At 55.2% G+C, this 12,420-nt stretch carries 11 protein-coding genes; 8 read left to right on the top strand and 3 right to left on the bottom strand.

Going from position 1 to position 12,420, the window contains the following annotated elements; all coding sequences use genetic code 11:
* Positions 1–46 precede the first annotated feature (46 nt).
* From M9H61_RS13465 to M9H61_RS13440, 6 genes are all read left to right on the top strand, one after another.
* Entirely contained in the window at positions 47–748 is a 702-nt protein-coding gene (locus tag M9H61_RS13465) for a hypothetical protein (protein WP_114112198.1), read from the top strand.
* A 224-nt stretch (positions 749–972) separates the two neighbouring features.
* Positions 973–1,821, top strand: a complete 849-nt coding sequence (locus M9H61_RS13460) for an endo alpha-1,4 polygalactosaminidase (protein ID WP_250280983.1) — start codon at positions 973–975, stop codon at positions 1,819–1,821.
* Positions 1,822–1,874: 53 nt separating this feature from the next.
* Complete coding sequence (gene cobO, locus M9H61_RS13455; RefSeq protein WP_228194966.1) at positions 1,875–2,501, top strand: cob(I)yrinic acid a,c-diamide adenosyltransferase; 627 nt, start codon at positions 1,875–1,877, stop codon at positions 2,499–2,501.
* Positions 2,502–2,558: 57 nt separating this feature from the next.
* Positions 2,559–4,103: a cobyric acid synthase gene (locus M9H61_RS13450; RefSeq protein WP_250280981.1), complete on the top strand. Its 1,545-nt coding sequence runs from the start codon at positions 2,559–2,561 to the stop codon at positions 4,101–4,103.
* A 217-nt stretch (positions 4,104–4,320) separates the two neighbouring features.
* Positions 4,321–4,995: a glutathione S-transferase family protein gene (locus M9H61_RS13445; RefSeq protein WP_101246809.1), complete on the top strand. Its 675-nt coding sequence runs from the start codon at positions 4,321–4,323 to the stop codon at positions 4,993–4,995.
* A complete protein-coding gene (locus M9H61_RS13440; RefSeq protein WP_250280979.1) occupies positions 4,992–5,804 on the top strand; it encodes a trans-aconitate 2-methyltransferase in 813 nt (270 codons plus the stop codon). Before M9H61_RS13445 ends, M9H61_RS13440 begins: the two co-directional genes overlap by 4 nt.
* A gap of 38 nt (positions 5,805–5,842) precedes the next feature.
* Here the strand turns inward: M9H61_RS13440 and M9H61_RS13435 are convergent, their stop codons facing one another.
* Positions 5,843–6,874: a substrate-binding domain-containing protein gene (locus M9H61_RS13435; RefSeq protein ID WP_250280977.1), complete on the bottom strand. Its 1,032-nt coding sequence runs from the start codon at positions 6,872–6,874 to the stop codon at positions 5,843–5,845.
* Between the two features lie 97 nt (positions 6,875–6,971).
* A complete protein-coding gene (locus M9H61_RS13430) occupies positions 6,972–7,796 on the bottom strand; it encodes a tetratricopeptide repeat protein (RefSeq protein WP_250280975.1) in 825 nt (274 codons plus the stop codon).
* Positions 7,797–8,040: 244 nt separating this feature from the next.
* Here M9H61_RS13430 and M9H61_RS13425 point away from each other — a divergent pair, with 244 nt between their 5' ends.
* Positions 8,041–8,943 (top strand): SDR family oxidoreductase, encoded by a 903-nt coding sequence (locus M9H61_RS13425; RefSeq protein WP_250280974.1) that lies wholly within the window; start codon positions 8,041–8,043, stop codon positions 8,941–8,943.
* Positions 8,944–9,151: 208 nt separating this feature from the next.
* Positions 9,152–10,159: a complex I NDUFA9 subunit family protein gene (locus tag M9H61_RS13420; RefSeq protein ID WP_250280971.1), complete on the top strand. Its 1,008-nt coding sequence runs from the start codon at positions 9,152–9,154 to the stop codon at positions 10,157–10,159.
* 159 nt (positions 10,160–10,318) lie between these two features.
* Here the strand turns inward: M9H61_RS13420 and M9H61_RS13415 are convergent, their stop codons facing one another.
* Positions 10,319–12,364, bottom strand: a complete 2,046-nt coding sequence (locus tag M9H61_RS13415) for a methyl-accepting chemotaxis protein (protein WP_250280969.1) — start codon at positions 12,362–12,364, stop codon at positions 10,319–10,321.
* Positions 12,365–12,420 lie beyond the last annotated feature (56 nt).

The raw sequence follows: 12,420 nt of genomic DNA, 5'->3' as shown, positions 1-12,420 counted from the left end.
GATCACCTGCCGGGAAGCAGGGTGATCACAAGGATAGGAGGCCGCGATGGAGAACAAGACAAACGTTCGTTTGCCTGACTATTTGCAAACTCCCTTGCCTGCCCACAAAGGGCATGCAGATATTATCGACTTCCTGCTTGCTGATTGCGATATGCCCGACTGGCTGCGCGAAGATTTGCACGGTCAGGGCCGGTATCGTCCCGCCCGCGGGGCCATTCGCGCCGTGCTGGATGTCCGCGAACGCTTTAACGGGCAACATCGCCCTGTCAGCTTCGAAGAATTCCATGATGGCATGACCGAGCTTGCCCATCATTTGCCCGGTCCCGACCAGACCCGCTTTGAAATTGATGCCAAGGTTAAAATCTATTGGCGCTATTTGCAGGGCGTGGAACGTCAGGTCTGGCGCACCGCGATTTCAGTTGCCCATATCGCGCTTGACCATTTCCCGGTGGTCCGCGAATTCAAATCCCTGATCGAAGAAGTCGTCATCAGTCGCGACTGGCTTGAACGCCGTCTTGAAGTGGTTGAACACAGCTTCCAGGCCCCGGTTTCCCTGCAAAATGAAACCGTGCGCAAGGCACTGATGCGGCTAAAACGCATGTCCCCCGGTGATCGGCTTCAACTGTTTAACAAGGCCCGGATGCGCCGCCCGGAATTGCGCAATATCGATATGCGCGAACCCGACAAATGGGCCGATCTGGTGACTGGTGACCTTGGCCTGTCCCCCAATCAGGGCACCATGTGCTGACATTTCCGGGATTTCGCATTGCCCTGGATGGCAAAGCCGTCTCGTGGGTGGGGGAAGCTGCCAAAGGCAGCGGAAAAGTGCGGTCATCGGGCCGCACTTTTCTTGTATCGGGTCTTATGGTGGGGCATCAGATATTCTTCCAATGATCATCCTGTTCGATGTGCTGTGATGTTGTCATCCCGGCCATTGGCGGGCAAAGTGCGCCTGACACAACGGGGCACCGGATGACGCGCGCACATAAAATGTTGGGCCTGAAAATCTTTACCCTGGGCATTTGGCTTTCGGGATTGCTGGTGGCTGGTATCGGGCCGATGGCATCTGATGCGGTTGCCACCCAAAAGAACAGCTGGTCTGCTGTTCCGTTCGGGCCATTTCACTGGCAATTGCAGGGCGAAATTGCCGATGATGTCGCAGGTTCAAAAATCATCGGTGCTGATCTTTATGAAGTCACCACAGCACAAATACGCGATTGGCGGGAAGCCGGTCTTTTTCCGGTCTGTTATATCAATGTTGGTGCGCTTGAAGACTGGCGCGAAGATTACGTCGATTTTCCCAAACATGTGATCGGCAATGCTTATTGGGGATGGGACGGGGAATACTGGCTTGATATCGCCCGGTTTGAACATTTTGCCGATGTCATGACCGCACGATTTGATCTGTGCCGGGACAAGGGGTTTCTTGGTGTTGAACCCGATAATATTGACGGCTACGAGGCCGATCTTTCCAACAACACAACCGGGTTTGACCTGAAACGAACCGATCAGCTGCGCTATATCCAGTGGCTGATTGATCTTGCCCATCAGCGCGGTCTTGCCATCGGACAGAAAAATGCCCCTGAACTGGTCGGTGATCTGGTTGATCTGATGGATTTTGCCATCCTTGAATCAGCCTTTCGGTTGGGCTTCATGGATGCGTTTGATCCCTATATTGCGCATGGCAAACCGGTCTTTGCCGTGGAATATCGCGAAGAAGGTGCAAATGCCGCCCGCTTTTGTCCGGTTGCCCGCAATCATGGCTTTCAGGGTGTGATTGCAAGTCTTGAACTTGATCAAACCCCGCAAAACTGCCCTTGATCAAAGATGCGCTTTCGCCGCATTGTGGGGACGCATATCAAAGGGAAGAAACCATGACCGATAAAAGCCAGCCTGACGTCGATATCAACGCGCGCCACGATGAAAAAATGAAGAAAATCAAGGCCGCGCGCGACAAGATGATGGCCCAGAAGATCGACAAAAAAGGCCTGATCATTGTCCATACCGGCAAGGGCAAGGGGAAATCATCCTCGGCCTTTGGCATGGCGATGCGCTGTGTTGGTCACGATATGAAGGTCGGCGTGGTGCAGTTCATCAAAGGCGGCTGGGAAACCGGCGAGGCAAAGCTTTTGAAAAAATTCCCCGATCTTTGTGAATTCCATGCCATGGGGGCCGGCTTTACCTGGGAAACCCAGAACCGGGCACAGGATGTGGCACTGGCGCGTGAAGCTTGGAACAAGGCATTGGAAATGCTGCGCGATCCAAGCTTTGCGATGGTCATCCTTGACGAGATCAATATCGTCCTGCGCTATGACTTCCTGCCGCTTGATGATGTGCTTGATGCGCTGTCAAACAAGCTGCCCGATCAGCATATTGTCCTGACCGGGCGCAACGCACCAGATACCCTGATCGAAGCAGCCGATCTGGTAACTGAAATGACCATGATCAAACACCCGTTCCGCGAACAGGGGATCAAGGCGCAGATCGGTGTCGAATTCTGATCCGCATTGTGATGATCTGTCGTTTCAAACGGCAATGAAGAAAGTTTTGAAACCGGAATGAACGCGCAATCTGTTCCTGCTTTGATGCTTCAGGGGACCGGATCGGATGTCGGCAAATCAATGCTGGTGGCCGGATTGTGCCGTGCTTTTGCGCGTCGCGGGCTTCGTGTGCGTCCGTTCAAACCGCAAAACATGTCCAACAATGCGGCGGTCACCGACGATGGCGGGGAAATCGGCCGTGCGCAAGCACTTCAGGCCCGGGCCGCCGGTGTGCCGACCACGGTGCATATGAACCCGGTTTTGCTCAAACCACAAAGCGATATTGGTGCCCAGGTCGTGGTGCAGGGCAAAGTGCTGACCAGTGCCAAGGCGCGCGACTATTACCGCCTTAAACGCGATCTTCTGCCAAAGGTGATCGAAAGTTTCGAGATCATGGCAAATGATGCCGATCTTGTTCTGGTCGAAGGTGCCGGTTCCCCGGCCGAGGTCAATCTGCGGGCATCCGATATCGCCAATATGGGCTTTGCCGAGGCCGCCGGTGTGCCGGTTATTCTGGTTGGCGACATTGATCGCGGCGGGGTGATTGCATCGATCGTCGGGACCCACGCCCTGCTGTCTGATAGTGATCGCAAATGGCTGCGTGGCTATGTCATCAACAAGTTTCGCGGTGATGTGTCACTGTTTGCATCGGCAACCGACATCATTGAACAGACCTGCGGCTTAAAAAGTTACGGTATCGCAACGTACTGGCCCGGTGCCCATAAATTGCCCGCCGAAGATGGCGTCGCGCTTGAAAAGGCCGGGAAATATCAGCGCAAGCAGGATGGTGCGTCTGGTTCTGTGATCCGCATTGCCGTGCCGCATTTGCCGCGCATCGCAAATTTTGACGATCTTGATCCGCTTGCCGCCGAGGCAGATGTCGAACTTCTGGTGATCAAACCGGGTCAGGTGATCCCGGCTGATTGCGATCTGGTGCTGCTGCCCGGGTCAAAATCGACCATGGCCGATCTGCGTTTTTTAAAGGAACAGGGTTGGGATATCGACATTCTGGCCCACCACCGGCGCGGCGGGGCGGTTATCGGCATTTGCGGCGGCTATCAGATGCTGGGACGCATGGTTCATGACCCCAATGGTGTCGAAGGCGAACCGGGTAGTGAAACCGGCCTGGGATTGCTTGATGTTGAAACCGTCATGGCTGGTGACAAGACCTTGCGCAAGACTGACGGATTGACCGTCATGTCCCATGCCCCGTCATCCGGGGCGCTGTTTTCTGCCGATGTCGCAGTAAACGGCTATGAAATCCATATGGGCCGAACCGATGGCCCCGATCGGGCGCGGGGCTGGCTGGCGCTGGCCGGGATTTCCGAACCCGATGGCGCAATCAGCACGGACGGGCGCGTGATGGGATGCTATTTGCATGGCCTTTTTGGCAGTGACGCCTTTCGTCAGAACCTTCTGGCATCGCTTGGCGGGAAAGATCGTGTCGCCTTGCATGATTTCGAAGCCGGAGTCGATGCTGCTCTTGATGAATTGGCCGATCATCTCGAAGCCTGTCTTGACCTTGATGGCCTGCTTGAATTGGCCAGAAGCCGGACCAAATAGCCGTTTGTCGGACTTTCGATCCGTGCTGTTTGGCAAAAGGGTGAAAATCACACAACAATTGCGTGGAAGGCCTTTACTTCCGCCCTGTTGCGTGGTTTGACAGATTTCGCAATTCCGGTTCTGAAATGAACTTTATGAATTGCCGTATTGCCGATGCCCTCACAGTGCTGGCGGGTCTTTGCAAAACGTTCATCCTTGGTCGGGTATCTTCACGTCTATGCGTCAGTTATATCATTTTTGGCTCTCACCATTTTCGCGCAAAGTGCGCCTGGTCCTTGCCGAGAAAAAACTAGAATTCGAACTGAAAGCCGAACCGGTATGGGAACGGCGTGACGAATTCCTGTTGCTCAATCCGGCCGGCGAAGTACCCGTGCTTGAGGACGAAGACGGCACCGTTCTGTGTGACTCGACCGTGATTTGCGAATATCTCGACGAGATTTCTGACGAAGAACCCAGACTGTTTGGATCAAATCCCAAGGAACGTGCGGAGATCCGCCGCCTTGTTGCGTGGTTTGATGGCAAGTTCAATCGCGAGGTCACCGACCATCTGCTTGGTGAGAAGCTGCTTAAGCGGTTCTTTTCAACCGGCACCCCCGATACCAAGGTCCTGCGCGCCGGGCGCACCAATGCGGCCTATCATCTTGATTATATCGGCTGGTTGTTTGAACGCCGGAACTGGCTTGCCGGGGATCACCTGACCATGGCCGATCTGGCGGCCGCGGCACAGGTGTCGGTGATCGACTATATGGGCGATATCAACTGGTCCAAACATCCGCGTGCCAAGGACTGGTACATGCGGATCAAAAGCCGCCCGTCTATGCGCGACATTCTTGCCGACCGACAGGCAAGTTTCCCGCCATCCAGTCACTATGCCGAACTGGATTTTGAATGACGAATTCATCCAATTCAGATGAATTCTACCCTGCGGGAAGCCTGAATACGGCAAGTTACGATTTTCGTGCTGATCTTGATCGCAAGTTTTTTGAGGATCCCGTTCCATTCTATACCCGTCTTGCAAAAAGCCTTGCGACCGGGCATGGCGTTCTTGAACTGGGCTGTGGTACCGGGCGTATCAGTGCCGCGATTGCGCGTCTCGGGATTGCGGTAACCGGGCTTGATCTGTCGCCGGCGATGCTTGATCAGGCACGCGCAAACTATCCCGATATTGACTGGCATCTTGGCAATATGTGCGACTTTGATCTGGGCCGGGTTTTTGATCTTGTCATCATTCCGTTTCGCGGGCTTCAGGAAGTCACCGATATCACCGATCAAAGACGTGCCCTTGACCGTGCCTTTGCCCATCTCAAACCTGGCGGGGCTCTGGCCCTTGATCTGATGGATCCGGATTTGCGCTATTGCCTGCCCGAAGGCGATCCGGATTTTGTCGAACTGCCGGTCTTTCTGATGCCTGATGGTATTGGTAGGCCGGACAGCCGATTGCGGATCACTGCAATGGAACGCACCAATGATCCCCTGACCCAGCGGTTCAGCGAACATTGGCGGTTTGAGGAAATAGGCCCTGACGGTGATGTGCGTCGCCGCGAAGAGGCTTGGCATCATCTGCGCTGGATTACACGCAGCGAAATGCGACTGATGCTGGAAATTTCAGGTTTCGTTTCGATAACGGAATTTTCTGATTTCAACGGCAGTCCGCCGCGATATGCCAGCAATCAGGTCTGGATGGCAAAACGGCCGGACTGATGCCCGGCCGTTTTAAGGTGCTTGGATAAATTCGGCGCTTAGTGGGCCGCAAATTTCTTTGATGTGGCCAGGGTTTCCTGACGTTCTTCTTCGGTCAGCGGCACCAGACCGTTTTCAACCAGAAGCCCTTCCTCGCCAATGACGGCCTCGGACACATAGGTCGATACGAACGCCCCCAATGACCGCACAAGCTGTTCGTGGTCATCCTTGACGTAAAGATAAAGCGCGCGGGACCCCGGATAGCTGCCATCAAGGATGGTTTCGTAATCCGGCTCAATGCCGTTGATGGTAATGCCGCGAAGCTTTTCACGGTTACGCTCAAGATTGTTAAAGCCCATCACCCCATAGGATGTCGGATCCTTTTCAAGCTTGCTGATCACAAGGCGGTCATTTTCCCCGGCTTCGATATAGGCACCGTCTTCGCGGATGGTCCGGCACAACAAACGGAAGCTGTCGGGATCGGACGATTCAAGACTTGCGATATCGGCAAAGGTCGAACAGCCCTTATCAAGCAGAAGCTGCCCCATCAGGTCACGGGTGCCCGATGTCGGCGGCGGGCCATAAACCCGGATTTTCAGATCGGGAAGCGACGGATCGACATCGGACCATTTGACATTCGGGTTGGGAACGCTTGCGCCATTGACCGGAATGGTCCGTGCGAGTGCCAGATAAAGCTGGCGGGCGGTAAGCGACATGGTCGGGGCTTCACGCGATCCCAGCAAGACAATACCGTCATAACCGATCTTGATTTCACTGATCTTGCGGACCGAATTGGCTGCACAAATCGCGGTTTCGGACCCGGAAATCGGACGCGATGCATCAACGATATCGGGATATTGTTCGCCAACACCGCCACAGAACAGTTTGAAGCCGCCGCCTGATCCGGTGCTTTCGACCACCGGGGCCGGTGCGCCGGTTGTTCTGGCAAAATGTTCTGCGACCTTGGTGGTCAGCGGAAAAATTGTCGAAGACCCGACAATACGAACCTGATCACGTGCCTGTGCCGCTGAAACAACAGAAACAAGTGCAATAGATGCGGCCATGGCAGTCACGGCAAACGTGCGACGCATTTCGTCCCCCAAAATGGTGTCCGGTCAAATCCGGGATCACTGATCACCAGACATATACAAAGGATGCTGGTTTCGGCAAACCCGGAGCATGATGCATTTAATCTGAACCGGTACGAACATCCATCTTTTCTATATTCGCTTTTGCCGCATCTGCGACAGGGGTTCCGTTTGAATTTTCTATGACATTTAGCCAGTCGCGTCGCGCCAGGTCATTTTTCCCGGCGATCTGGTACAGTTTTCCGCGTTCAAACAAGGCCTGAACGTTGTTCGGTTCAATCACCAGCGCATTTTCAACATCGGTCATGGCAAGGTCATAGCTTTCAAGCATTCGCCATGCCGACGCCCGATAGATCAGGACATCTGCCTGATTGGGGTCAAGATCAAGCGACTTGTTCAGATCGTCGATCGCATCCCAATACTGCCCGGCAAGGCCAAGCGCCATCGCGCGGTCGACCCACAATTGCGGGTTATTGGGCACCAGTTCCAGTGCGCGGCTCTGATCACGCCAGGCAAATTCAAGATTGTTTGCCATCATCCAGGCCTGACCGGCCTGGGCCAGCATGCCGGCAACAACACCGGGGTCTGCGGTGCTGTCCTTGGCCAGTGCATCAAGCCGGGTTGCGGCTTCTTCATATTTGCCAAGTGATATCAGTGCCACGGCAACGCAATGGCGCGCCGGTTCTCCGCCACCCATGTCGCGCCAGGCAATAGCACTTTCAAATCCGTCTTCGGGTTTAAGCTGGGCCAGCTTGATGCAGTCCTGATATTGCTGCTTTTCCTCAAGCGACAATGTTCCGTTGGTATCTGATCCGCTGCCAGATTGTGCATACAGGTTCGGGGCCGCCCAGATGCTGACGAAACCCGCCAGGAAAAGCGTGCCGGTGGCGCGCGAAAGGGTCGAAAGGCCGCGAAAATGTGACATGGCGTCAAAAGCTCCGTTTCTGGCAGGATCGGGTCGATAGCAGCATAGGCACGATGGCAATGATCCACCATGCCCGAATGCCCATCTCGCCAACAAACATGATGAAAACGGCAAGATAATGATTGTCTTGTATATGGTTTGTGGCGCAAGGCCGCGAAACATCCCGGCAAAAGGTTTTGAACAGCAGGCCTGGCATCGCTACTGTGCGCACAGGGACGATCACCCATCAAATACAGGTGCCTTGATGACCAATAAGCTGTTTTGTTTCGGACTGGGTTTTTCCGCACGTCTTGTGGCGGATCAATTGCGCGAAGATGGCTGGAAAATTGCCGGAACCACGCGCAGTGCCGATAAGGCAAGATTGCTTGCAACCCAGGGGATCGAGCCATTTGTTTTTGGGGATGATCAGCCCGTTGACGATATCAGATCGGCACTGGACGGTGTTACGCATGTTCTGGTTTCGGCCCCGCCCGGCGGGGATGGTGACCCGGTGATCCGTCATCATGGCGCCGATCTTGCCGCCCTGCCCGAAGGCACATGGATCGGCTATTTGTCGACCACCGGCGTTTATGGCGATCGCAACGGCGGCGAAGTCACCGAAGAAGACGACCTTTTGCCAAGTGGCAAGCGCGGCCGCCGCCGGGTTGCTGCGGAAAAGGCATGGTTTGATCTGGGGCGTCGGCACGGTCTTTGTGTGCACAGCTTCCGGCTGGCGGGCATATACGGACCGGGGCGCAATGCACTTGAAACAGTGCGATCGGGCCGCGCACGCCGGATCGTCAAACCCGGTCAGGTCTTTTCACGCATCCATGTCGAAGACATCGCCCAGACAGTTCTGGCATCAATCAGAAAGCCCGATTGTGGCGCTGTTTACAATGTGTGCGATGACGATGCCGCCCCGCCACAGGATGTAATTGCCTATGCTTGCGGGTTGCTGGGTGTTGATCCCCCGGCCGAAGAAGACTTTGCCACCGCAAAGCTCAGCCCGATGGCTGCAAGCTTTTATGAAGATAACAAACGTGTCTCCAATGCACGGATCAAGGACGAATTGGGAGTTACGTTGCGCTATCCGGATTACCGGGCGGGTCTGATGGCTCTTTTGGACGGAATATTGGCCAAAATCGACGCCGAGCAGGAAATTGTTTAACAAAACCGCATTGTTGACGCGGATTAAGGGTCGTATATAACCCAAGTGCCTGCGGACAATCATATCGTCTTCGCGATGGGCACCATATGATTGTCCACAGGATCGTATTCGGATCGGACCGGTCTGCTGAACCGGTCGTCACGGCAGTTGGCACCCGCAAGTCCCTGAAAATCCCGGACCTGGTGTCACCGGCAAGGAGAGAGCAAGCATGGAACGTCGTATCGTAACCGTCTTTGGCGGCACCGGATTTGTTGGACGTCATATCGTCAAACGTCTGCTTGAACGTGACTTTATCGTTCGTGTTCCGACCAGAAGTTTCGAGCGGGTCAAAAAGCTCAAACCGATGGGCTATCTGGGGCAAGTCGTTCCTGTTCATTGCGATGTCCGCAACGAAGACAGCATCAAGGGCGCGATTGACGGATCAGAAGCCGTGATCAACCTTTTGGGCATTCTTTATGAACGCGGCAGCAGCAACTTCCTGAACATTCACGTCAAGGCGGCCAAGCGCATCGCCGAAGAAGCCAAGGCATGCGGCGTTAAAACCTTTGTGCATATGTCGGCCCTGGGCGTTGATAAGAACAGCTCGGCCAATTACGCGACCTCGAAGCTGGCCGGCGAAAATGCGGTGCGCGAAGTTTTCCCGACTGCCGTGATCTTACGTCCGTCGGTGATCTTTGGCCCGAATGACAATTTCCTGAACAAATTCGCGACCATGGCGCGGTTCTCGCCGGTTCTGCCGGTGATCGGTGCGCCGGGCCTGCCGAAGGTCGACCTTGGCGAAGGCAAGGTTGATATTCTTGGTGATGGTGGTCCGAAATTCCAGCCGGTTTACGTTGGCGATGTGGCGGATGCCTTTGTTGCTGCTGTCTGCGATGCAAGCCTTGCGGGCAAGACCTTTGAACTGGGCGGGCCGGAAACCTATTCCTTTATGGGTCTTCTGCGCGACATGTTGCGCATCACCCGTCAGCGCGCGATCCTGATGCCCGTGCCGTTCTGGCTGGCATCGATCAAGGCATTCTTCCTGCAATTCCTGCCAGTCCCGCCGATCACCCCTGATCAGGTACGGCTGCTCAAGGTCGATAATGTCGTCTCCGAAGGTGCGGCCGGATTTGCCGAATTGGGAATTACCCCCAACAGTCTTGAGGCCGTGGCACCGTCCTATCTGAAACGGTTCTGCCCGCCGCGCAAATCCGGCGAATTCCGTCGCTTCGTCTAGGACGCAGCGTCGACGCAGGATCCGGGATCAGCGATCCGGAACCGCATGACGATGACAGACCCGGATCAAAACCGGATCAATAATCGAAAACCCCGCCAGATTTCTGGCGGGGTTTTATTTGTTTCATCGGATCGAAACCCGGTATCGGGGCAGAACGGACTAGCCGGCGCGAACGCGGGCGACAAAGCCGTTTGCTTCGTCCTGAAGGCGCTGGGCCTTGGTCAGAAGCTCTTCGGCCGTGCTGCGTGCATTCCCCGACAGGTTCCGGACGGCTTCGGCCGAGCGCGATACTTCGGTCATGTTTTCGGAAACATCGCGCACGCCGCGTGCGGCTTCTTCGGAACCGTTGGCGATCTCGGCGGTGGCTGATCCCTGCTGGCGCATGGCAGCTGCGATCGAACTTGAAATCGCATCGACCTCGCCAATCGTGTCGGCAATGGCTGAAATCATCTCGACGGCGGATGCGCTAACCGTGCGCATTTCATCGATCTGACGGCTGATATCCTCGGTCGCACGCTGGGTCTGGGTCGCAAGGTTTTTGACCTCATTGGCGACAACAGCAAAGCCTTTGCCGGCATCACCGGCACGGGCGGCCTCAATCGTTGCGTTAAGGGCCAGAAGGTTGGTCTGGTCGGCGATGGTATTGATCAGGTCAATCACCTCGCCGATTTTTTCAGCCGTGTCCGAGAGCTGGCGCACGGTAACATCCGAACGACGGGCTTCTTCAACGGCAGAACGTGAAACTTCTTCGGCCTTGCTGACCTGACGTTCGATTTCGGCGATCGACGCAGACAGTTCCTCGGTCGCGGACGAGACCGAACTGACATTTGCCGACGCATTGTGTGATGCGCTGCTGACGTCCGTAGCCCGTGCAACGTTTTCACCGGCATTCGATGCCATATGGTCAACCGCGTTACGCATTTCAGTGATCTGGCTCAGCAGATCGGTGACAAGGCCATTGACCGAACTTTCAAACCCGTCGGCCATTTCCAGAAGTGCCGCGCGGCGTTTCTGTTCGGCGCGTTCTTCGTTGGCTTTGTTCTGGGCCCGCAGTTCTTCGGCCTCAAGCGCGTTTTCGCGGAAGGTTTCAACCGCGCGCGCCATGGCGGCAATTTCATCGCTGCCCTTGTCGGCAACCGGCGTGCGCAGATCGCCATTGGTCAGACGGTCCATCGCCCTGTTCAGACCGATCAGGCGGGCCAGAAGGTTGCGCTGCACATACAGCCAGACAATCAGGATCGAAATAATGATTGCCGCGGCGGCAACCGCCAGCATCACGGTTTCAGCAACCGTGATGGTTTTGCTGACATCGGCATTGGCGACATCGATCTTGGTGCGCATTTCAGCCAGAAGTTCGTCGGCTGTCTGTCCGATGCCATTGGCAATCGTTGTGGTTTCTGCCAGCAAATCGTTCAGGGCAACCTGTTGCTCAAGGGCCCGTTGGCGCAATGCAAACAGGTTGGTATCCCCATTGGGATCAAGACCGGCAGCCAGAATTTCAAAACTTTCTTCCGACTTGGTCTTAAGGTCCTCGACCGGAATTTCGGCGATGCTGGCTGACATCTGGGTGATGATCGGATTGGACCAGAACTTGACCCGGTCAAGCCCGTCAATATCGGTCGCCGAACTTGCAATACGCGCCAGATCCGGGATTTTGAGCGCCAATGCCCTTAATTCGGACATGCTTTGTGCGGTCAGGGCATCTTCGTCAATCAGCTGATCAAGCAGATCGAAAATTTCGCCTTCTTTGTCTTCCTTGCCAACCAGGCTGTAAAGTTCGCCGGCATTGTTGGTCAGGGCCATATTCGCATTGGTCGACAATTCACGCGAACTGACTTCAATGGCGTTTGCTGCACGGATGACTTCGTCGAGCAGCGCGTTCAATTCGTCGCGATTGGCAAATACCGATCCCATGGTTTCTTCAAGGCGACGGATATTGACGATCATATGCCCGGTCTGTTCGGAAAACTGCTGAAGGATCGTGCCATCAACGCCAAGTGCGGCCAGACCCGCAATGCGATCATTCATCTGGTTTTCAACTGCATCAAGTGTCGCGGTGGCAGCGGCGACCTCGTCAAGATTGGTTGCGCTGGCAACCGCGCGGGCAATCTGGATGATCGCGTCACTGCTGACATAAAGTTCCTGACCGCTGACAAGTGCGGGAATTGCCTGGGCTGTGACGATCCGCTGCTGGGATTCCGTCATTCGAAAAGAAAAAACCGCCAGTGCGGCGGCACAAACAGCAAGTAAGGCAATGGGGA

The sequence above is a fragment of the Thalassospira sp. GO-4 genome, assembly GCF_023588965.1.
In the GTDB taxonomy this organism is placed as follows: domain Bacteria; phylum Pseudomonadota; class Alphaproteobacteria; order Rhodospirillales; family Thalassospiraceae; genus Thalassospira; species Thalassospira povalilytica.
The sequence above is the reverse complement of the archived record's forward strand: the minus strand, read 5'-3'. Positions and strand labels throughout refer to the sequence as shown.

Coding starts and splice junctions, on each gene's coding strand:
- M9H61_RS13450 (WP_250280981.1), top strand. CDS start 2,559: ATGAACGCGCAATCTGTTCCTGCTTTGATGCTTCAGGGGACCGGATCG.
- M9H61_RS13420 (WP_250280971.1), top strand. CDS start 9,152: ATGGAACGTCGTATCGTAACCGTCTTTGGCGGCACCGGATTTGTTGGA.
- M9H61_RS13465 (WP_114112198.1), top strand. CDS start 47: ATGGAGAACAAGACAAACGTTCGTTTGCCTGACTATTTGCAAACTCCC.
- M9H61_RS13460 (WP_250280983.1), top strand. CDS start 973: ATGACGCGCGCACATAAAATGTTGGGCCTGAAAATCTTTACCCTGGGC.
- cobO (WP_228194966.1), top strand. CDS start 1,875: ATGACCGATAAAAGCCAGCCTGACGTCGATATCAACGCGCGCCACGAT.
- M9H61_RS13435 (WP_250280977.1), bottom strand. CDS start 6,874: ATGCGTCGCACGTTTGCCGTGACTGCCATGGCCGCATCTATTGCACTT.
- M9H61_RS13425 (WP_250280974.1), top strand. CDS start 8,041: ATGACCAATAAGCTGTTTTGTTTCGGACTGGGTTTTTCCGCACGTCTT.
- M9H61_RS13445 (WP_101246809.1), top strand. CDS start 4,321: ATGCGTCAGTTATATCATTTTTGGCTCTCACCATTTTCGCGCAAAGTG.
- M9H61_RS13415 (WP_250280969.1), bottom strand. CDS start 12,364: ATGACGGAATCCCAGCAGCGGATCGTCACAGCCCAGGCAATTCCCGCA.
- M9H61_RS13440 (WP_250280979.1), top strand. CDS start 4,992: ATGACGAATTCATCCAATTCAGATGAATTCTACCCTGCGGGAAGCCTG.
- M9H61_RS13430 (WP_250280975.1), bottom strand. CDS start 7,796: ATGTCACATTTTCGCGGCCTTTCGACCCTTTCGCGCGCCACCGGCACG.